The 20,914-nt window shown below is 50.3% G+C and carries 15 protein-coding genes; 6 read left to right on the forward strand and 9 right to left on the reverse strand.

The features are described from left to right. The first annotated feature begins 50 nt into the window (after positions 1 to 50). The 5 genes from BLS44_RS10880 (at position 51) to BLS44_RS10900 (ending at position 11,196) form a co-directional block, all read left to right on the forward strand. Positions 51 to 1,865, forward strand: coding sequence for a right-handed parallel beta-helix repeat-containing protein (locus BLS44_RS10880; protein WP_245729193.1), 1,815 nt, complete (start codon positions 51 to 53; stop codon positions 1,863 to 1,865). Further along, the gene (locus BLS44_RS10885) at positions 1,862 to 4,786 is read left to right on the forward strand and encodes a glycoside hydrolase domain-containing protein (RefSeq protein WP_218127731.1); all 2,925 of its coding nucleotides are present in this window, start codon (positions 1,862 to 1,864) and stop codon (positions 4,784 to 4,786) included. The genes BLS44_RS10880 and BLS44_RS10885 overlap by 4 nt, the downstream gene beginning before the upstream one ends. Before the next feature lie 25 nt (positions 4,787 to 4,811). Then, entirely contained in the window at positions 4,812 to 6,281 is a 1,470-nt protein-coding gene (locus tag BLS44_RS10890; RefSeq protein WP_090390100.1) for an endo-alpha-N-acetylgalactosaminidase family protein, read from the forward strand. 100 nt (positions 6,282 to 6,381) lie between these two features. Further along, positions 6,382 to 8,610: a beta-galactosidase gene (locus BLS44_RS10895; protein ID WP_143019732.1), complete on the forward strand. Its 2,229-nt coding sequence runs from the start codon at positions 6,382 to 6,384 to the stop codon at positions 8,608 to 8,610. Between the two features lie 180 nt (positions 8,611 to 8,790). Next, complete coding sequence (locus tag BLS44_RS10900) at positions 8,791 to 11,196, forward strand: glycoside hydrolase family 95 protein (protein ID WP_090390102.1); 2,406 nt, start codon at positions 8,791 to 8,793, stop codon at positions 11,194 to 11,196. Between the two features lie 201 nt (positions 11,197 to 11,397). On the opposite strand, the gene smpB is transcribed toward BLS44_RS10900, so the two are convergent. The 4 genes from smpB to BLS44_RS10925 form a co-directional block, all read right to left on the reverse strand. Beyond that, positions 11,398 to 11,844 (reverse strand): SsrA-binding protein SmpB, encoded by a 447-nt coding sequence (gene smpB / locus BLS44_RS10905; protein WP_090390103.1) that lies wholly within the window; start codon positions 11,842 to 11,844, stop codon positions 11,398 to 11,400. Positions 11,845 to 11,994: 150 nt separating this feature from the next. Next, on the reverse strand, positions 11,995 to 12,903 hold the full coding sequence (accD, locus tag BLS44_RS10910) for an acetyl-CoA carboxylase, carboxyltransferase subunit beta (protein WP_090390104.1): 909 nt from the start codon (positions 12,901 to 12,903) through the stop codon (positions 11,995 to 11,997). 101 nt (positions 12,904 to 13,004) lie between these two features. Next, positions 13,005 to 13,973 carry an SRPBCC family protein gene (locus BLS44_RS26790; RefSeq protein WP_218127732.1) on the reverse strand — a complete coding sequence of 323 codons (969 nt, stop codon included), beginning with the start codon at positions 13,971 to 13,973 and terminating at the stop codon, positions 13,005 to 13,007. Positions 13,974 to 13,995: 22 nt separating this feature from the next. Next, a complete protein-coding gene (locus BLS44_RS10925; protein ID WP_090390299.1) occupies positions 13,996 to 14,775 on the reverse strand; it encodes a (Fe-S)-binding protein in 780 nt (259 codons plus the stop codon). A 161-nt stretch (positions 14,776 to 14,936) separates the two neighbouring features. Between BLS44_RS10925 and BLS44_RS10930 the strand changes: the two genes are divergently transcribed. Beyond that, positions 14,937 to 15,980 (forward strand): ATP-grasp domain-containing protein, encoded by a 1,044-nt coding sequence (locus tag BLS44_RS10930; RefSeq protein WP_090390300.1) that lies wholly within the window; start codon positions 14,937 to 14,939, stop codon positions 15,978 to 15,980. A 3-nt stretch (positions 15,981 to 15,983) separates the two neighbouring features. On the opposite strand, the gene BLS44_RS26510 is transcribed toward BLS44_RS10930, so the two are convergent. From BLS44_RS26510 to BLS44_RS10950, 5 genes are all read right to left on the reverse strand, one after another. Beyond that, on the reverse strand, positions 15,984 to 16,139 hold the full coding sequence (locus BLS44_RS26510; RefSeq protein WP_176954380.1) for a hypothetical protein: 156 nt from the start codon (positions 16,137 to 16,139) through the stop codon (positions 15,984 to 15,986). Positions 16,140 to 16,209: 70 nt separating this feature from the next. Further along, entirely contained in the window at positions 16,210 to 16,674 is a 465-nt protein-coding gene (locus tag BLS44_RS10935) for a GNAT family N-acetyltransferase (RefSeq protein WP_090390105.1), read from the reverse strand. A 415-nt stretch (positions 16,675 to 17,089) separates the two neighbouring features. Then, positions 17,090 to 17,860: a DUF4249 family protein gene (locus tag BLS44_RS10940; RefSeq protein ID WP_176954381.1), complete on the reverse strand. Its 771-nt coding sequence runs from the start codon at positions 17,858 to 17,860 to the stop codon at positions 17,090 to 17,092. 233 nt (positions 17,861 to 18,093) lie between these two features. Beyond that, complete coding sequence (gene dinB / locus BLS44_RS10945; RefSeq protein WP_317039719.1) at positions 18,094 to 19,215, reverse strand: DNA polymerase IV; 1,122 nt, start codon at positions 19,213 to 19,215, stop codon at positions 18,094 to 18,096. 712 nt (positions 19,216 to 19,927) lie between these two features. Beyond that, positions 19,928 to 20,659: a GntR family transcriptional regulator gene (locus tag BLS44_RS10950; RefSeq protein ID WP_090390301.1), complete on the reverse strand. Its 732-nt coding sequence runs from the start codon at positions 20,657 to 20,659 to the stop codon at positions 19,928 to 19,930. Positions 20,660 to 20,914 lie beyond the last annotated feature (255 nt).

Here is a 20,914-nt window from a genome sequence, read left to right on the forward strand (position 1 = left end):
AAATAAACAGGTCAATGCGCATAAATAAAAAAAACAGCCGCTGCTTTGTGATGCTCTATACATGCATCTTAACGATAGGTACATTGGGTAATGCACAAACGGCCGTACCAGGTGATGCCGTCATTGACCTGGCTGGTTACGGGGCCCGGCCCAACAGTTTTGAGAATGCAGCCCCGGCGGTTGTAAAAGCCTTGGAAGCCTGCCGGGGCAAAACAAACGCAACCCTGCGACTGCCGGGCGGCCGCATCGACCTCTGGCCGGATGGGGCTTTTAAAAGGGAACTCTATGTGTCCAACGATACCGAGTCGGACAGCCTGTCTAAAGTAAAACATATCGGCTTTCTGCTGGATGGTATGGCCGGCCTCACTATCGAGGGCAACAATACCCTGGTGGTGCTGCATGGCAAAATGGTTTCCTTTGCCTTCATCAACAGCAGGGATGTCACACTGCGCAATATCGCTTTTGATTACGAGCGGCCAACCATGAGTGAAGTGAGAGTGGCCTCGGTAAATGACAGTGCTGCTGTACTGGCGGTTCACCCGGACAGCCGGTACCAGGTCCGGGATGGCCGGCTGGTCTTTTATGGCGAAGGGTGGAAGACCAACAGGTTTCATACAATCCGGTTCAGCCCTGCTACGTCGGCCATGTATTACAGTTCATTCCAGCCTTTTTTAAAAGCAGCGGTAAAAGAAACCGCCCCTTTTCAGCTGGCTTTTTCGGGTGACTTCCGTAAACGGGATTTCAGCAAGGATGATGTGCTTACCTTCCGGGACCCGTACCGCGATAATTGCGGGGGCTTTATCTGGCTGAGTAAAAACATCCGGCTGGAGGGGGTGCAGATGCATTATATGCACGGACTGGGCATCGTATCACAGTTTTCGGAGAACATCAGCTTCCGGCGGGTGAGCGTAAAGCCCCGCGAAGATTCGGGGAGGATCATTGCTGCCTTTGCCGATGCTTTTCATTTTTCTGGTTGCAAAGGGACGATCCTGATCGATAGCTGTGTTGCTTCCGGTTTACATGATGACCCCGTAAATGTGCACGGCACTCATTTAAAGATCACGGAAAAGATCGATGACCGGCATGTAAAACTGCAGTTCATGCATCACCAGACCTATGGGTTTGCTGCATTTTTTGCGGGCGACAGTATCGCCTTTATTGACCCCGGAACCTTGCAGGAAATGGGGTATGCGCGGATCCGGAAGGCGGTGCTGGTCAATAAAAAAGAAATGGTGGCGGAGCTGGACCGGCCGGTACCGGGGGCCGCAGGTCCGGGGCTTTGTATAGAAAATCTTACCTGGACGCCTTCTGTAGAGATCCGGAACTCGTTGTTTGAACGCACCAATACCCGGGGTGTGCTCATCACTACCCGAAGGAAAGTGGTGATCGAAAACAATGTATTCAGGCGTACCGGTATGCATGCGATCCTGATCGCTGATGATGCAGCAAGCTGGTACGAATCCGGCCCGGTCCGGGATGTAACGATCCGGAACAATACCTTCGAATCCTGCGGGTATAACCAGGCTCCGGGATCTTATGTAATTGCCCTGCTGCCCGAAAATCATCAGCGCGCTCCCGTCTATTATGTACACCGCAATATCACCATCACCGGTAATACATTTGATCTGATGGATGCGCCGGTGCTCATTGCCAAAAGTGTTGCAGGGCTGGTTTTTAATGCGAACCGTATAAAAAGGGGAGCGGGCGGCGGAGCCCTGTTGAAACAGCCGGCCTTTGAACTGCGCGATTGTAAAAATATTTCCATAAAAAAGAATACAACGGATCTGCCATGGCCGGTTCAGGTGCATATCACAGCTACCGACCGTAAAACGGTGCAAACGGATCTTCATATAACGACCCCATGATGAAAAAATTACTGTTGCTTATTGTATGGTGGCCCTTTGCGGGGAATGGGTACAGCCAGGAGCATACCTACGGTGTGCCGGAAGTGCCCTGGCCCGAAACCCTGGGCAACCACAGGGCGGTTGTTGAATGCCCGGTACAGGGACTGGCCCATGTAAAGTTATTCTGGCGGCGGCATGATGCTGCGCCCGAGCAAAAACGGTTGCTGATCCTGGCGGCAAACGGGGATACGGTGCGGCATATTTATCGTATTACAGTAAACAAAGAAATGGCCGAGTTCGTATTTGAACCGGTAAACGGCAGGGGAACCTATTATGTATATTACCTGCCCTGGAAGGGGCGTAAGGAAAACGGCTGGTTTGCGGGGGATTATTTAAAGCCGGAAACTGCGCCGGACCCCGCCTGGATGCAGCGTCAGGGTCTTCCGGCATCTGCTGCGCAGTTGCTGTTGTCAAAAGTAAGCCGGCTGGAAGCCCGTACGGACTTTGATCGTTTTTATCCCATGGAAGTAACGGCCACAGCAGCAGAGCTGCGCACCCTGATGGCAAGGTATCCTCAGAAAATGATCCTGTTCCCGGAAGACCGGCGGTTCCCCGTAAAAATGAAATCCGATCTGCCTTATAGATGGATCCGGTATGGTCCGGCGGCGGCATTTTCCGGAACCGCACAGCGCAATGAGTACTACACGTTCCAGGTGGGCGTATTTGCAGCGGGTGGGCCTCTGAAAGATCTGAAAGTCCGCTTTGGTAAAACACCGTTCCCGGTTACCTGTTTTAATACCGGCGGCAGGGACTCCAGGGGTGTTGCTTTTACCAAAACCCTGGATGTGGCAGAAGGAACCGTGCAGCCGCTGTGGCTGGGGGTGGATGTTCCGGCAACTGCAAAACCGGGAAGGTATACGTTTACCGTTTCCGTTTCTGCAGAAGGAGTGCCGGAACAGCGGGTTCCCGTGACGCTGCAGGTAGACAATAAAATGATTGCAGAACGGGGCGATCATGAGCTGTGGCGGCATAGCCGGCTGCGCTGGCTGAATTCCACCCTTGGGATCGATGATGCTGTGGTAGCTCCTTATACCGCACTGAAGCGGAATCAATATACCATCACCGGAAGTACGGCAGCCGTGACCGTTGGCCCGATGGGATTACCGGAATCGATCCGCACCTTCGGTGCAGGGTTGCTGGCGGCCCCGGTAAATTTTATCGTGGAAACCAGTGAAGGCGTTGAAAAATGGAATACAGGACGACCGGAGTTTATTAAAGAAACCGGCGGCCTTATCCGCTGGAAAGCCCGGGCCTCGAATCAACGGTTTACGCTGGTTTGTACCGGAAGCATGGAGGCCGATGGCTATATGCGGTTTCATATAACCGTATCCGGTCATGTGCCGGTATCTATAAAGGACATCCGGCTGCAGTTGCCGGTGCAAAAGGCGATCAGTAAGTATTTTATGGGAATGGGGTTGCCCGGGTGCGAGACCCCGGCGGTATACAACTGGAAATGGAAAGGTCCGCAGGACGCCTTCTGGACCGGGGATGTGCATGCCGGTATCTTTTGCGAACTACGGGGCGCCCGTTACAGTGGTCCGTTGCTGAACCTGTACCATCCGCCTCCGCCGCCTGCCTGGTACAACCAGGATAAGGGCGGCTTTTCTTTGCATCAGCAGGGAGCCGTGCGGTACGCAACCGCTTACAGCGGTGATCGGATGCTGGATGCTGCAGATACGCTCCGGTTTGAATTTGCCCTGCTGCCTACCCCGGTAAAGCAGGCCGATACCCGGTCGCAGTTTACGGACCGGTATTACCACAATGGCAGCGATCCGTTGCCACATGAGGCCGATCTTAAAACGGGGATCAGGATTTTTAATGTGCATCATGCCAATGCGATCAATCCTTATATCAATTATCCCTTTCTTACGGTTGATACCATCCGTGCCGTAACCAATACCTGGCACAAAAAAGGACTGAAAGTAAAACTGTACTATACCACCCGGGAGCTCACCAACCAGGTGCCGGAGCTTTGGGCATTAAGGAGCCTGGGCAATGAAGTTCTGGCAGATGGCAGGGGTGGTGGCTATGTATGGCTGCGCGAGCACCTGGTGGATCATTACGATCCGCAATGGTTTACAACCATCGGCGGCTATGAGCGTTCCGATGCAGCCCTGCTCACCAGCGGCGACAGCCGCTGGTATAACTATTATATTGAAGGGCTGCGCTGGCTGGTAAAGTATACCGGTATTGACGGTTTGTACCTGGATGATGTATCGTACGACCGGGACCTGCTCAAACGGATGCGCAAGGTGATGGACCAGGTAAGGCCCGGTTGTATCATTGACCTGCATTCCAATACCGGTTTTTCAAAAGGTCCGGCTACGCAGTATACAGAGTTTTTCCCTTATATCAACAAGCTGTGGTTTGGCGAAAGTTTCCAGTATCATAAAATGCCGCCGGCCAACTGGCTGGTAGAAGTATCCGGTCTGCCATTTGGGCTGATGGGCGATATGCTGCATGGCGGAGGCAATCCCTGGCGGGGAATGGTGTACGGAATGACGGTGCGTTATCCCTGGTATACAGAGGGCGTGAATTGTGATCCGCGGGATATCTGGAAGGTATGGGATGATTTTGGCATTGCAGATGCAAAAATGACCGGCTACTGGGAAAAGGCCCCGGTGGTAACCACAGATAACCCGGCAGTGCTGGCCACAGCCTACAGCAGGAATGACCGTTTATTGATAGCGGTTGCCAGCTGGGCAACAGATACAGCGGTTGTAAAATTGAACATCGACTGGAAGCGGATTGGCTGGTCTCCACGGGGTGGTTCCGTAAAAGCCCCCCTGATCCCCGGTTTTCAGCCGGCACAGAAATTTGAAAAGGACCAACGCATACCCGTAGCCCCGCAAAAGGGCTGGTTGCTCATTATCGATCAATAACCAGGAGCAGATTCAATAAAATGAAATGAAAAGAGTTGTTTTTTTATGCTTGTTAGGAATGCTCCCGGGCTTTATAGAGGCTCAGGATGCAGACTGGCGTCATATTTCGGGTGCTTTTTATGACTGGACGAAAACCGGTAAACCGGAAACGCCCTATGCCCATGATTATGGGCAAACACTGGTGATGCACCTCATGCTGGCTACACCCAATGGCAAAGGGGGCTCCTATGTACGGCGTAATTTTGAAGAAGTGTATACGCTCGTTAAACAGGTGGATGCCATTACCCGTCATGTGCCCAAGATCATTTACCTGGTGGGCTGGCAGTATAACGGGCACGATGACCGGTACCCCGCATGGCACCAGGTGAATGATGCGCTGAAAAGACCCGGGGACAGCACGGGACGGCAATCGCTGATCTGGCTGTTTAACGCATGTAAAAAATACAATACGACGATCAGCGTACATGTGAATATGGCCGATGCCTATCAGAACAGTCCCCTATGGGACACCTACCGGAACGAGGGCCTGATTGCAAGGTTGAAGGATGGCGCACTCATGAAGATCGGTGCCTACAACGGCTTGGATGCCTACCAGGTTTGCGCCCGGCAGGAATGGGAAAAAGGCTATGCAGTAAAACGGATCAACGAGCTGCTTACCTTGCTGCCTTTTCTGAAGGAGGCAAAAACCCTGCTGCTGGACGCCTACTTTTCGCGGGGGAATCCTTATCTGAACATTTCCCGGGAAGAAGAAGAAAGCTACCAGCGCCGTGTGATCCGGTACTTTAAAACCCTTGGACTTGATGTGGCCCAGGAAAGTTACCTGCGCCTTCGGGAGGGATACGATCATTTTACCGGCCTGTCGCCCTGGTTTACCTGGTTCGATCAAACAGAGAGCGGATATATGCATACGCCGGCATCGGTGGCCACGGGTGGGGGGCCGTTCCTGTTTATCCGGCAATTTCCCAGGCAGGCAGCTGAAGAAATGCAGCTGGGCTTCCTGTTTGGTATGAGTACCCGCGGGGAGGATTGTTTTAACGACCTGGAGGATGATTTTCGTACCATTGTGCACTGGCAGGAGGCGTTTGGATACGAGTTCTATACCGGCACCCTGCCGTATATATACCTGAACCGCTATCGCCGGGAACAGCTGCAGGGCACGGGATTGCAACGGGTTGCCCGTTATAGCAACGGGCTTACTGTAAGTCTGAAGGATTCACAGATCACCCACTATGATGTGATACTCCGCAAAGGGAACAACCTGTTTGTACCGGCAGTGTGGCTTAAGGAACGGGAAGTGATCGCCTATAGCCGGGACGGGTACCGCTCGGTAACATGGACGTTGCCGAGTGACTGGTCGGATGTGAAAAATGCGGAGCTGTTCCGGGTCGATACATCGGGGGCCCGGTTCTTAAAGCGCGTGCCGGTTGTGAACCGCCGCATCCGGCTATCGCTTTTAAAAGGGGAAGCGATCGTGGTGCGGCCCCAACGGTCATGATCAGGGAGCACAAAATCATCAGGAGACTGGGGATCGCTGAATGGATGGTATTGTTTTTCCCGGTGAAGATTCATATAACAATTAAATAAAACCAAACGGGGTGAAAAAGTATTTTTTGTTTGCACAGTTGTTCCTTTTCCTTTCAGCCGGGGTCTTATATGGCCAGGCACAGGTGTATGAAATAGATGCATCGGAAACAGTAACGAAAGCACCACAGTCCATCCCTTTTTCGGGTACGGATCCGCAGGGGGTAAGCCTTGCCGCCACTAACCGGTATTTCCTGAAAAATGGCCGGCCCTGGTTCCCGCTGATGGGCGAAATGCATTACAACCGGGTACCACCGCAGGATTGGGAAAGTGGGATTCTGAAGATGAAGAATGCCGGCCTTTCCATTGTAGCCACCTATATTTTCTGGAACGAACATGAAACCGCCCCCGGTGTGTGGGACTGGAAGGGGAATCGCGATCTGCGAAAATTTGTGGAACTATGTGCAAAGCATCAGATGTATGTATGGCTGCGGATCGGGCCCTGGGCTCACGGTGAGCAGCTCCATGGCGGCCATCCCGAATGGATTGCAAAAATGCCCGGGAAACGGAGCAATGACCCGGCATACATCGCTGCTGCCGCAACATTGTTCGGCCAGATAGGCGCGCAGGCAAAGGGTCTTTTTTTTAAGGAAGGCGGCCCTGTTATTGGGATACAGCTTGAAAACGAATATGCCGGCGGCCAGGCAGCGCATATTTCAAAGCTGAAGGAGATGGCGCTGGCCTCCGGCATGCATCCCGTATTTTGGTCGGTAACGGCCAATACCGTCTTTGACCAGGAAAAGATGGAAGTGATCCCTTTGCAGGGCTCTTACTGTTACCGGGGCTGGGAAAAAGGAGGCGGCGGCCCAACCGCAGATTTTTTATATGGTGATGATCAGTGGATCATGACCGATGCGCTGGGAAAGCTGTATTATGATATGAACCGCTTTCCGCGCGGCCTGTGCGAGCAGGGCGCCGGCAGCCAGATGACCTATCAAAACCGTTTTGTAGTGGCGCCAGAGGTGGAAGAAGCACATCTTCAGAACCAGCTGGGGCGTGGTATGAATATGATCGGCTACTATATGTTTCATGGCGGTACACAAACGCCGGGCTTAAAGGAACCGGGGCTTCCTGAAAGCTACGATTTTCAGGCGCCTGTCGGTGAGTTCGGGATCATTCGTCCCTCTTATAAATATCTGAAGGTACTGCACTGCTTCATCAATGATTTTGGCAGCCTGCTGGCTGCTATGCCGCAGGTGGAGCCTGCAAACCCTGTGCGGGACGTACACAATACCCGGAACCTGCGGTATATCGTTCGTGTAAAGGATAACAGCGGCTTCCTGTTCCTGAACAATACCCAGGTACGCATCCCCATGCCGGACAGGGATATAACGGTAGCTGTGAAATTAAAAGGTGAAACGATTCATTATCCTTCCGTTTTTTTAAAAGGCCAGACCAACCTGCTGCTTCCCTTCAATTTAAAAGTAAATGACGTGTTGATAAAATATGCCACGGCGCAACCCCTGGCAAAGATAGAGGACGGTACTGCCACTACCTTGTTTTTTATGAAACCGGAAGGCGTTAACCCGGTAATAGCAATCGATGCTGCCACTTTAAAAACAAAAAAAAGCGCAGGCCCGGAGATACGGAAACTGGAGCCTGGTGTACCTTTGCGCCTGACCGGTAAAACAGGAAAGCGGTTGGTGATCATCACGCTTACGCGCAGGGAAGCTGAAAATAGCTGGCGTACGACTGTGAAAGGGAAAGAGGTATTGGTGATCACGGGTGCAGATCTTATCAGTGACGGCCGGCATATACAATTGCAGCAGGCGGGTAGTAACCGTTTCCATTTTAAGATCTATCCGGAGAGCGTTGCTTCTATGGTAGCAGGGGGCGTTGTTACAGCCGGTAAACGGGGGTTGTTTGCAGCATACGGCATTACAGTGCCGGCCTACAAGCCCGGGATAAGGGTGGATATACAAAAGGGGAATGCAACGATTCAGCTGCCGGAATCACTGCCGCGCCAGGTCAATGATGTATGGCTTAAAATAAAATATGCTGGCGGCAGTGCTGTTGCGCGCCGGGATGGAATGGTATTAACAGATCATGTCTTTAACGGGGAACCCTGGCTGCTTGGTACAAAAAATTATTCAGGCGGGGGCGCGGTGCAATTGACGGTGCAGGAGTGGAAGGAGGATATTACGGGCGTGGATCCGGACCGCGTACAGGATATAAAGGCAAAAGGCGCAGTGATCGAAAAGGTAGAAGTGGTACCGCAGTACAAAGTTGACATCGGTTTATAGCCCTGCGCCTTGTCCGCATTTTAGATAAAGTGCAAAATGCACTAAGATTGCAATAAGTTCGCAGGGGATCAATAGCGTTATAGTCCTGGCGTATGCCTTGCGGGATCATCGCGGGCTTCGCGTTCAGTGGGCAGGAGAAATATTTCAGTGGCCAATAAAAGGATCTAAACTTTTTAAAATATGATAAGAACAATGCGTGTTTACGGTACCTTATTGGGGCTTGTATTTTTGCAGTGCGTGCAGGCACAAACACCCGATGCATTGAAGTTGTGGTATACAAAACCGGCGGAGGCTTTTGAGGAGGCCCTGCCGGTTGGCAACGGGAGGCTGGGAGCCATGGTATACGGTGGTGTGCCGGAAGAAAGGCTTTCGCTGAACGAAGCAACGCTTTGGGCCGGCCGGCCTTTACGCGCCGATACCATTAACCCGGCCGCATATAAATACCTGCAGCCGGTACGGGATGCCCTGTTTAACGAAGATTATAGAAGTGCTGATTCCCTGGTGCGGCGGATGCAGGGGCCGTTTACCGAATCCTATGCGCCGCTGGGAAGCCTTAATTTTAAATTTAGTGAGGAGGGAACGGTTACGGACTACCGCCGGGAGCTGGATCTTCGGCGGGCTGTTGCAAAAACCAGCTATACCATAAACGGTACAGTTTATACGCGCGAGGTCTTTGCCTCTTACCCGGACCAGGTTATTGTGATGCGGCTAACTGCAAAAGGGAGCAACAGGCTCAGCTTTTCCTGCCGCTTTAGTAGTAAAATAAAGGCCGGCAGTTCCATTCAGAACGGAATGCTGCAACTGAATGGCTGGGCACCCATTCATGCAGAGCCCAATTACCGGGGAGACATAAAGAATGCGATCGTTTATGACACGGTTAATGCCATGCGTTTTAATGCCTCCTTAAAGCTGCTGAAGAATGATGGCGCACAGCAATGGTCCGATACGGTTTTGCAGGTGCGCAATGCTACCGAGGTGGTCTTGCTGCTGTCGATGGCCACCAGCTATAATGGGTTTGACAAAAATCCAGGTACAGAGGGGCGTAATGAAAAAGCGCTGGCTGCAGCCAGTCTTGCAAAAGCGTCTGCTAAAAATTATGCATCGCTGCTGACGGCGCATACCAATGACTTCCGTAAGTATTTTGACCGCGTTTCGCTGTACCTGGGCGACGCAGAAAATGAAAAATTGCCGACCATTGAGCGGCTGAACCGTTTTGCTGCCGGTAACACGGATAACAGCCTTATTGCGTTGTTTTACCAGTTTAGCCGGTATCTGCTGATCAGCTCCTCCAGGCCCGGTGGCCAGCCGGCCAACCTGCAGGGGATCTGGAATGAGCTTACCCGCCCGCCCTGGAGCAGCAACTATACTACCAACATCAATGCGGAAATGAACTACTGGGGCGTCGAAACCGGCAACCTTAGTGAGCTGCATCAGCCGTTGTTCGATTTTATGAAACGGCTGGCAAAGAACGGCGCGGCTACTGCCCGTAATTTTTATAATGCCGGTGGCTGGGTATGCCATCACAATACGGATATCTGGGGGCTTAGCAACCCGGTAGGTGATTATGGCCAGGGTGCTCCCTGCTGGGCCAACTGGCCCATGGGCGGGGTTTGGCTGAGCACCCATTTGTGGGAGCACTATGCGTTTACAAGGGACCGGGTTTTTCTGCAGCAACAGGCCTACCCGCTGATGAAAGGCGCTGTTCAGTTTTGCCTGGATTTTTTAACTGCTGATAAGAAAGGGTACCTGGTTACGGCGCCCTCTACCTCACCGGAGAATGTTTATATTACCGACCAGGGCTACCACGGGCAAACACTATACGGCAGTACGGCCGACCTGGCCATGATCCGGGAATTGCTGAACGGCTACTTACAGGCAGCGCAGCTCCTGGAGATGGATGCAGGCCTGCAAAACCGGGTAAGAGGGGCGCTTGCAAAACTATATCCCTACCAGGTAGGCCGGGAGGGCAACCTGCAGGAATGGTACCACGATTGGAAAGATGAGGATCCCAGGCACCGGCACCTGTCGCATTTATTTGGAGCCTACCCCGGAAGCACGATCACCACCTCCCAAACTCCGGAGCTGGCTGCCGCTGTCCGGCAATCGCTCAGGGTACGCACCAACGATGGCACCGGCTGGGCTATCACCTGGCGCATAGCTTTGTGGGCCCGTTTGCAGAACGCAGAACGTGCTTATGATGCGGTGAAGAAATTAATGCACTATGTGGGTAAGGATGCGTCTGTAAAAATGGGCGGTGGCGGTGTTTACAGCAACCTGTTTGGGGCGCATCCGCCGTTCCAGATCGATGGCAATTTTGGTGGCGGGGCGGCCATTGCCGAAATGTTGCTGCAAAGCCACCAGGGGTATACGGAGTTGCTGCCGGCATTGCCGGACGAATGGGCCGATGGGGAAGTAAAGGGCCTGGTGGCAAGAGGTGGGTTTGTGGTGAACATGAAATGGAACGATAAAAAACTGGTCAGCGCCAGCCTTTTTTCAAGAAACGGCGGCCCCTGTATGATCCGGTATGGCGCTGCAGAGAAACGGCTTCAGACGATCGCCGGTAAAACGTACCCGCTGGTGTTTTAGCATGGACGGGGTTTGAGCCGTGTTTCACTGCTCATGGATCATTTTTTTGTTTGAGTTCAGGGTTTAAAGTTTCACGTCAGATCCGTGTTTCACCCCTCGAAGATCACAGGAGGGGGCCTGGTTTAACGTGGCGGAACATTGTTGAATATTGTTTAAAGGATCCTGATAACGGACTGCTGAAGACTGAAAACTGCCCGTTGCCTACTTCAGGTATTGCTTCAGATCGCGCTCCACATCCCGTTTTTTGATGCTCTCGCGTTTGTCGTAGAGTTTTTTTCCTTTGGCCAGGCCGATCTCAATTTTGATCAGGCGGTTTTCGTTAAGGAAAATACGTAAGGGGATAAGTGTATATCCTTTCTCTTTTAGTTTGGCTTCGATCTTCTTGATCTCCCGTTTCTGGAGCAGTAACTTCCTGTCGCGGTCCGGGTTGTGATTATTGACCGTACCATGAGAATAGGGGGAGATGTGCAGGCTCTTAAGCCAGATCTCTCCCTGGTGAATGATGCAGTAACTATCATTAAAGCTGGCCTTACCTTCCCGCAGGGATTTTACTTCGGTACCCAGCAAGGCAACGCCGGCCTGGTAGGTAGCATCTATAAAATACTCGTAGTATGCGGAACGGTTCTTTATGGAGAGTTGGTTGGCCAACGGAGTTTAATGTTTAAGGTTTGAAGTTCCAGGCTTAAAAGCTGATGCGTTTAAACGTTGTTGTAACTGATGATTCCGGCTGCCCCATGCACCGGCGTATAAGTGTGCGACGCAACGGGGCTGATGCCTGACCGGATGCCCGGCCCAAAATTAATTTTTAAAATGCCGGAGAACGGTAGCCAGCTTATGCTTCAGGTCTTTCCGGTTCACAATAAAGTCCAGGAACCCATGCTCGAGTAAGAACTCACTGCGCTGAAAGCCTTCCGGGAGATCTTTTTTGATGGTTTCTTTGATCACGCGGGGACCGGCAAAGCCGATAAGGGCGCCCGGTTCTGCGATGTTCAGATCGCCCAGCATACCAAAAGATGCCGTAATGCCCCCAAAGGAAGGATCGGTTAAGAACGAGATGTAAGGAAGTTGTGCATCTGTAAGCTGGGAAAGCTTGCCGCTGGTTTTGGCCAGCTGCATCAGGGAGAACGCGCTCTCCATCATACGGGCGCCTCCGCTCTTGCAAATACACATAAAAGGCAGCCGGTGCCGGATGCAATGGTCTACGGCCCTTGCAAATTTTTCTCCTGCCACGCTCCCCAGGGATCCCCCGATGAAAGCAAAATCCATGGCGGCGATCACAATTCCTTCGCCCTCTACTTTTCCAACAGCCACCCGCATGGAATCATCCATATTGGTGTTGCTCCAGAAGTCTTCCAGTCTTTTTTTATAAGGTTTCAGATCGGTAAAGCCCAGGAAATCCCTGCCGCGGATATTATTGAACAGTTCTGTATACTCTTTATCGTCGAACAGGATATCATAGTACTGGAGACTGCTGATGCGGTGATGGTATCCGCATTTGGGGCATACGTATTGCTGCTCCTTAAGCTCGGTTTGCGTGGAAATATAATTGCATTCAGGGCATTTTGTCCAAAGCCCTTCCTGCGTTTCCCGTTTTTCGGATGTTTTGGTAAGAATACCTTTTTTGATTCTTTTGAACCAACCTGTTTTATCTTTATCCTGACCAGCCCCGCTCAGGTCGGCATCAAAATCTTCCATCTCTTTGGACATATTCAGTTTCCTTGTTTAATGTTTTGAGGAACAAATATAAGGATTGTTCATTTTTTACCAACTCGGAGGCGTTCCTGCTGCCGGTAATGCCGTTTTACCGTTCAGACAGCAATGCCTGTTTTTTTTGCCAGCCAGCTGTTCTTTACAGGGATGATCCAGTCATTTTCCAGTTCAGACCGGTTCAGCACGAGGTTGTTGAAGTAGAGCGTATCCGGCGTGAGTATTTGATGCTGCAGGGCATATTTGACCTGCGAAAGCGGAACGATCTCTATTTTATTGTTCTTTACAAATGCCAGGTTCTGCCGGTCAAAAAAATCGACTTTGAAGGTTTCGCCCAATTTCTTCAAAAAACGGACGGAGCTGTCGGTGCTGCAGCCACTTACTTTTATAAGCGTTTCATCTGCAATGAGCACAACAAATTGCCCGAAGAAAAGATGTCCTTCGGCCTTTACCTCGTCGCTATGGCTCGCCCAGGAGCCCACAAATTCCCGGATCAGGTCTTCTGCTTCAAATGCCTCTGAAAGGCTGAGCAGACGGCTGGATTGGTAGACCCATACCCTTGAATAAGGTGAAAAACCAGGATTTAAAAGATGTTTATATGCTAAATTCATTGTTTTTGTTTCAGGTATAACAGGAAAACGGGCTGCTTCGTTCAGCTCAGCCACTTTTTTTAAGTTTTGCAGCACCGGGTTCTCCTCCCCCTGGGGTGGTTCCTGTTTGGCCCCGGGACGGTCGTCGAGCTGCCGGATCTCCAGCTCGGTGCCGCCGTCTTTTTCCGTTAGCAGGTAGTTCATTATAAAATAGTGCTCCGGCCGGTCTTCCAGCCCGGGCCTTGGTGCAAATAAATTATAGGAAATGCTTGTATAAGGCTGAATGTCAATTATAGTTCCCCACTGTTCAAAGATCGTATCTTCCCATTTTGTTGTAAAGCGGATCGGACTTCCGGGCTCCCAGCTGGTGGTTAGCTCACTTCCGTATTGCCATTGCTTTACCTGCTCCGGCAGGGTTAGTGCATCCCAAACCTGTTGTGGTGCGGCATTGATGGTGATCTTTGAAATATTTGTAACCATAAGATTGATTTCGGGTAAATGCCTATTCCAGTTCGCTGGCAATGATCTCCGCAATATCCAGCACCTCCACACTATCTTCTTTTTCTGCGTTCTTAACGCCGTCGGTGATCATGGTATTACAGAAGGGGCAGGCTGCGGCAATAATAGATGCACCGGTATCGATCGCTTCCTTACTCCGTTCCAGGTTGATGCGGGTGGTTCCTTTTTCCTCTTCCTTGAACATTTGCGCGCCGCCGGCTCCGCAGCATAATCCTTTGCTGCCGCAGCGTTTCATTTCGACGAGTTCGGCATCCAGCATTTCCAGCACTTTCCGTGGCGCTTCGTAAATATCATTGGCGCGGCCCAGGTAGCAACTGTCGTGGTAAGTAATCTTTTTCCCTTTAAAGGAGCCTCCTTCTTTCAGCTTGATGCGGCCTTCTTCGATCAGTTGCTGCAGGAATGTAGTGTGATGGATAACCTCGTAATTTCCCCCCAGCGCCGGGTATTCGTTTTTGAGTGTGTTGAAACAATGGGGGCAGGCCGTAACGATCTTTTTAATATTGTAACCGTTCAATACCTGTATGTTCTGGTAGGCCATCATCTGGAACATGAATTCATTGCCCGCCCGCCGCACCGGGTCTCCGGTACACATCTCCTCCTTGCCGAGGATGGCGTATCTGATCCCCGTTTTGTCCAGCATGGCAGTAAATGCACGGGTAATGCGCTGGGCACGCTGATCAAAACTTCCGGCACATCCTACCCAGAATAACACTTCCGGGCTCTCTCCCCGGGCAAACAATTCCGCTACGGTAACTATACTCATGCTCTTATCATTCAATTGTCCACGAAGGTACGGAGGGAATGTAGAAATGTAAAATGAGAAATATTCAATGAGGATTGTAACAAAGGGGCTCTTCTGTACTTTTAAATTGGATATTTTACATTCCCCGCAGGGGGATGCTTATATTTGCGCATATTTTATTAATGAGTGTAAAGAATTTTTTTAAGAGGATTGCTAACTGGGAACTGTGGAATTTTAATTTACTGTACGCCCCCATAAGCTTTGTTTGGCTTTGGTACTGTTTGCGTAGCAGGTCTTTCTGGTTTTTTACACCCAGCAATCCTACCATTGCCTTTGGCGGGTTTGAAGGGGAGGGGAAAAAGGAAATGTACGAACAGCTCCCTGCAGAAGTCATACCTCGTACAATCTATATCCGGGATGGTATCCCTTTTGAAAAAGTACAGGAACAGTTAACAGCGTCGGGACTGCAATATCCGTTCGTGGTAAAACCGGATGTGGGAATGAAGGGGATCCTCTTCCGCGTTATTGAGGATGAGCAGCAACTCCGGAAATATCATACCCGTATGCCGGTGGAGTATATCGCGCAGGAAAAAGTTGACTACCCGGTAGAGGTGAGTGTTTTTTATTACCGCTATCCATGGGAAAAAAAAGGCGTGGTCTCCGGCTTTATCCATAAAGAATTACTGCAGGTGAAGGGGGATGGGAAGAGCACCCTAAAACAGCTGATTGAGCAGCATCCCCGGGCCCGGTACCGGTTGCAGGAAATGGAGCACCGGCATCAACACCGTTATGACCGTGTGCTGCCCGACCAGGAAATATTTTACCTGTCATATGCGGGCAATCATAACCGGGGTGCCCGGTTTACGAACCTGCATACGGAAATAGATGAGCACCTCCTCCGGGTCTTTGACCGGCTCAGCCATTATAATCAAAGTTTTTTTTATGGCCGTTATGATATCAAAACGGCATCTATAGAAGATCTGAAGGCCGGCAGGAACTTTACAGTGCTGGAGTTTAACGGAGCCGGCGCCGAACCGAATCATATTTACGATTGCAATATGCGGCTGAGCGCAGCCTACAAAGTGATCTTACAGCACTGGAAGGCACTGTATACCATTAGCCGGTATAATAATAAGCACGGAATTCCCTACTGGTCTTTCCTGAAAGGAAAAGCCTTCCTGCGTGCCTCCCGGAAGCATTTTAAAGTACTGGAACAATTTGATTAGCGATCAGCTGCCCCGCTGTGAGCCGGTATTCTGTTGTTTGCTTACAAAACCCGCGCTCTTGGGTTTTTGGATGAATTTTGAATTGGCAGATCCGGCGGCACCGCCTTTTTTATCTTTATTCTTTTTGTCTTTTTGTCCTTTCTGGTTAAGTAATGACATGAAATGATCGTTTTGCGTAAAGTTAAAGGCAATCCGGCAAATGGCCAACTATGACGGGCATCTGTTCTTGTCAGATAAGCGGGATCCGGTATACCAGGAAATCGGTATCCGGTTGCTTCTGCCGGAACCCGATGCGTTCATAAAGCTTTTGCGCCGTAAGATTATCTACGGCGGTTTCCAGCTGCAGGAAATGCGCACCGGAGGCAACGGAAAATTGCATGGCCCTGCGGATCAGGGCTTCCCCGATACCATTTTCCCGGAAGGCATCCTGAACAAAAAGATCATTCAGGATCCAGTTCCTGATTGTCCTTACAGAAGAATAGGTTGGGTAAAGCTGTGTAAAGCCGACGGGATGCTTTTGCCCGTTCAGCTCTGCAAAGGCCACAAAAATAACCGATTCATTATTGCCCAGCCGCGCTTCAATAAACTGTTGCGCTCTTTTCAGGTCCGATGCCTGTTTGTAAAAGACCCTGTACTGGTCAAACAGGTTCACGACGAGCGCTGCTTCATGCAGATAAATTTGGCGGATCTCCATAAAAACAGGGTTGTTGTATGATAATAAGGCTCAAATATAATTATTAATAATTGTTCCGGCTTAAGGCACCAGGGCAGGGCAAACGCATCTAAATGGGGTGATCAAAACAGCACATTGCTATAAACAAGTTGCTCCCCCGGAGCAGAACAACGCTGAAATTAGATGCGCTTGCCCTGACAGCCGGGGCTCAATGCTGTTTTTTCTGAATGCTGTATGCTGAAACCTTCTTTTTTCCGGAAGCGCAGGGGATTTAAGAGCCTGTTTAAAATTCATTCAATGGCTTTATTATGGCTGTTTTGGGCTGCAACTGCGTTAAATTTTTCGCCATAGTGGCCTACTATGCCTGCAAAATTTTCCTTGTTTCGCTCCAAAATAGCTTCATAATAAATTCCATCAATAAAATTTAAACAGGCTCTTAGTCGGAAAAGATAATTTTGTTTTCCGAGCTGTGCACGCTAAAATAACCGAGCGCTCCCCCCGTAAGGTTTGACCGGGGATTGCCGGGGTTTAGACTGTTACCCTGTCCCAGTGCGCTTTCCCTCAGCTCGTAAAGGTACTGGTAGGTTTGTTTGCTGATGCATTGCATCTCTACGATCACTTTATCGTATTTATCAACGAAAGTAGGAGCATCACTGTCTGTAAAAAGATCTGCTAACTCCAGCGTCATTTTGTTGCCATTGAACAGCCGGTCTGTTTCAATAAAGATCGTAGTGCTTTCAAAGCCGTCAACGGAGAGAATGAACCGGTAATAGTTCTCTTCACCGGGCGGGTCGGTAAAGAGAACGGTTGGTATCCGCAGGTTTCTTCCCAGTACATTCCGGTGGGTAATAAAGAGCGAGTCAAATTTTACTTTCGGAGGCATTTGGGTGGCCGCCGTGTAGGAGGCTCCGTCCAGGTCAACCCTCAGGAAATAATCCTGCAGGGGAATGGTCCTGAGATATCCTGCATACCGGCCGTTTCCGAGCGGGGTAAGCTGCACCGGAAGGCTGTCGCCCCGCATTATAGAAACAGTAGCACCTTCTTTTCCCACATATACATTGGGCGCGTAAATATCCAGGGTCTCAGAAATAAATACAACGGCAGAATCTTTCCGGCCGGAAAGTGTGGCCTGTATCACAACCGGGGCTGCGCCGGGTGCGGATAAACGGGGATGGATCACCTTCCTGCAGGACGCACATGCGATCATAAGAAGCAAAATGATATAAAAACCTCGGTAACCTGTGATCATAAAACAGGCAAAATTAATCTTTTTTGTTTTTAAAATAATTTCTGTACCTTGCATCCGGTGTTTTTCATAGGTTAGCAACGGCCAGCTCTTTTCAGGGCAGGCCTTTTTTTTATATTGGCCTGTTACCGGCTGCCCCTGCCCGGGTGTCTGGCGTGGAAATGGAACCGCAGGATTGCAAAAGACGATGGATGTTAAAACAGTCTTAACTGGTTGGCCTGGTGTGCAGGACTGTTTTGCTCACCGGGAGATTCAAAGTTAGATAGTCCTACACCCAGTAACCGCACTTTTTTCAGCGTAAGGTCGGTCTTATCCAGGATAATGCGGACGGTATCAAATATACGGATGCTGTCGTTGAAGGGGGTAAGGAGGGAATGGCTCCGCGTGTTGATAACAAAATCATGGAACTTGAATTTAACAGTTACCGTCCGGCCTTTTAGCCCTGCCCGGGACAGGCGGTCTGCCAGCTTTTCCGTCAGGGTCTCTAATTCCTGGAGCATACTTTCTTTGGTGGTCAGGTCTTCCTGGTAGGTGTCTTCCACGCTGATGGATTTGGTTTCCCTGTCCGGCTCCACCGGCCGGTCGTCAATGCCTCGCACGATCTGGTAGTAAAATTTACCGGGTTTGCCAAAATGCCGGATGAGCTCAGCTTCGGAAAGATTTTTGAGATCGGCACCGGTATGAAGTCCCATTTTTTTCATTTTAGCGGCTGTGACTTTTCCTACGCCGTAGAATTTTTCTACAGGCAGCCGTTCCATAAATGCTTCAATCTTTGAAGGACCGATAAAAGTGAGCCCGTCTGGCTTTTCCATATCGGAGGCAATTTTGGCGACAAACTTATTAACGGATACCCCGGCAGATGCGGTGAGCCCCAGTTCTTCTTTTATCGATTGTTTTATCGCGGTTGCAATTTCCATAGCATACCCGATGCCCTGTTTGTCTTCTGTTACGTCCAGGTAAGCTTCGTCCAGGGACAGCGGTTCAATCAGATCGGTATAGCGGTGAAAGATCTGATGTATCTGCCGGGATACGGCCTTATAAACGTCGAACCGCGGAAATACAAAAATAGCCTGCGGGCAGAGCCGCTGCGCTGTTTTGGAAGACATTGCAGAGCGGATCCCGAATCTGCGGGCCTCGTAACTGGCGGTTGCCACTACGCCTCCGCGCCCTTCAGGACTGCCCCCCACTACGATCGGCTGATCGCGGTATTCCGGGAAGTCGCGCTGTTCCACCGAAGCGTAGAACGCATCCATGTCGATATGAATGATCTTTCGTTGCAGGCTTTTTTTTAGGCTGCAAGGTAAGGAATCCGGTATTAGCGTTCAGCCTTTGCCAATCCGTTGCTGCAAGTTCAACGGTCTTCAACGGGTTGCAACAATATTCAATGTGATACAACAATTTGATCATAGTAGAGGGTTCCTCAATTATGCTGAACGGATGTTTCCCTGTTGTTGTGCCTGGCTTTCATAAGTGACCAGACTCTCCGGACAGCGATGATGAAGACTTGAGAGAAACCCGAATGAAGTTTTTGCTTTTCTCCGTTCCCTATAAATCGGCATATGCACAGGTTCGGGAACAGAACCTTAGAGATCCATATTGTCCAATGAAAAACGGTTGCTGAAATTGCTACCGTCAATCCCGGGATTGGTGCTCCGGACGGGGTACCTGTTTATAGCATGTTTCATTATTCGGATCGGGCCCCGTAGGACGCCCCGTGTTACGCGGCATCCTGTGGAGCCGGTTGCGCTATGATTACAATTCTATAAACACGTGGCGCCTGTGGCGCCCGGATCCTTATATACCGGTCTTGTCCCTTCAATCTTAAACGGGCTCTAACTGGGCGAGAAATGCGTGGTTAATGAGTGTGATTCCGGAGGGGTTCAATATACACCAATCACCAGCGAACCGGCGGCTATTGGAGTATCACCCGTTTGGGAAGTAGCGGTTTACCCCGGCAAATATGCGAAGTTTCGGAACCGGTGCGTAAAACGGATCCGGCGTTAAGCCTTAACGCCCCATTTCCCCGGGTTATTCCCTCCGGCTTTCTACTGTATAAACAAAAGAATCTGCACGGTAATAGCCAAGATTATATTCAATAGGGCGGTCGCCATGATCAAATACAAACCGTTTCCTGAAAAGAACAGGATCTCCGGCTGCGATCTCCAGTTTATCCGCGATGATTTTTGAAGCGGGTTTTGCGCTGATCTCTTCTTTGGAGAGATTGGCGATGATATGGTATTTTTTCTCAAGAATTTCATACAAAGGGGTACTGAAATCCTCTTCTCCTGTTAGTCCTACGCGGGGATGAAAATAAGAGACAAAATAAACGAACGGGTTTTCGGGACGGCCGCGCAGCCGCTCCAGCTTTAGTACCTTTTTACCCGAAGGGATCTGGAAAAAATCGATGACAACATCCTCGGGTATTACCCAGCTGATATGTAGCTCGTAATTTTTAATGGGTATGCCACGGGCATGCATCTCCTGCGAAAAGCTGAGCCAGTTATTGGATCTCGAACTTACTGTAATGCCTGCAACCCGGGTACCGATCCCTTTTTTCCGGATCAGCAAGCCGTCATATACTAATTTATTGATGGCCTGCCGCAGGGTGGTACGGGATATGGCCAGTTGCCGGGCAAGGTCTATCTCGTTGGGCAACAGCTTCCCGTTTACATATTCAGGGTCTTTGATCAGGTCGCGAAGCAGCTGTTCCGCCTGCAGGTAAAGTGGGATGTGATTGGTATGATCGAGAGATAGTTTCATAAAAACCATAAAGTTAAGAAAAAAAACTCTTGAATGCTTGTTTAAATGTATGTACATTTGTCTGTATGCTTCTTCTGCCCTGAAAACCTGCCGGTAAAAGCGATTGAACGTATTGGAGGATATGCCCGTTTTTTAGGGTGAATGCCTACTGTTTATCGTACATACCGGGGGCGGAACTGCCTGGCAGGAGGGGTGCGGTATAAAAATTTTGTAACTGCTGTTTTATAAGCACTATTGTAAATAATAACTATTTTA

The organism is Niabella drilacis (genome assembly GCF_900101395.1).
GTDB lineage: Bacteria > Bacteroidota > Bacteroidia > Chitinophagales > Chitinophagaceae > Niabella > Niabella drilacis.

Coding starts and splice junctions, on each gene's coding strand:
- BLS44_RS10885 (WP_218127731.1), top strand. CDS start 1,862: ATGATGAAAAAATTACTGTTGCTTATTGTATGGTGGCCCTTTGCGGGG.
- BLS44_RS10935 (WP_090390105.1), bottom strand. CDS start 16,674: ATGGAGATCCGCCAAATTTATCTGCATGAAGCAGCGCTCGTCGTGAAC.
- BLS44_RS10950 (WP_090390301.1), bottom strand. CDS start 20,659: ATGAAACTATCTCTCGATCATACCAATCACATCCCACTTTACCTGCAG.
- BLS44_RS26510 (WP_176954380.1), bottom strand. CDS start 16,139: ATGTCATTACTTAACCAGAAAGGACAAAAAGACAAAAAGAATAAAGAT.
- BLS44_RS10900 (WP_090390102.1), top strand. CDS start 8,791: ATGATAAGAACAATGCGTGTTTACGGTACCTTATTGGGGCTTGTATTT.
- accD (WP_090390104.1), bottom strand. CDS start 12,903: ATGTCCAAAGAGATGGAAGATTTTGATGCCGACCTGAGCGGGGCTGGT.
- BLS44_RS10930 (WP_090390300.1), top strand. CDS start 14,937: ATGAGTGTAAAGAATTTTTTTAAGAGGATTGCTAACTGGGAACTGTGG.
- BLS44_RS10880 (WP_245729193.1), top strand. CDS start 51: ATGCTCTATACATGCATCTTAACGATAGGTACATTGGGTAATGCACAA.
- BLS44_RS10890 (WP_090390100.1), top strand. CDS start 4,812: ATGAAAAGAGTTGTTTTTTTATGCTTGTTAGGAATGCTCCCGGGCTTT.
- BLS44_RS26790 (WP_218127732.1), bottom strand. CDS start 13,973: ATGGTTACAAATATTTCAAAGATCACCATCAATGCCGCACCACAACAG.
- BLS44_RS10940 (WP_176954381.1), bottom strand. CDS start 17,860: ATGATCGCATGTGCGTCCTGCAGGAAGGTGATCCATCCCCGTTTATCC.
- BLS44_RS10925 (WP_090390299.1), bottom strand. CDS start 14,775: ATGAGTATAGTTACCGTAGCGGAATTGTTTGCCCGGGGAGAGAGCCCG.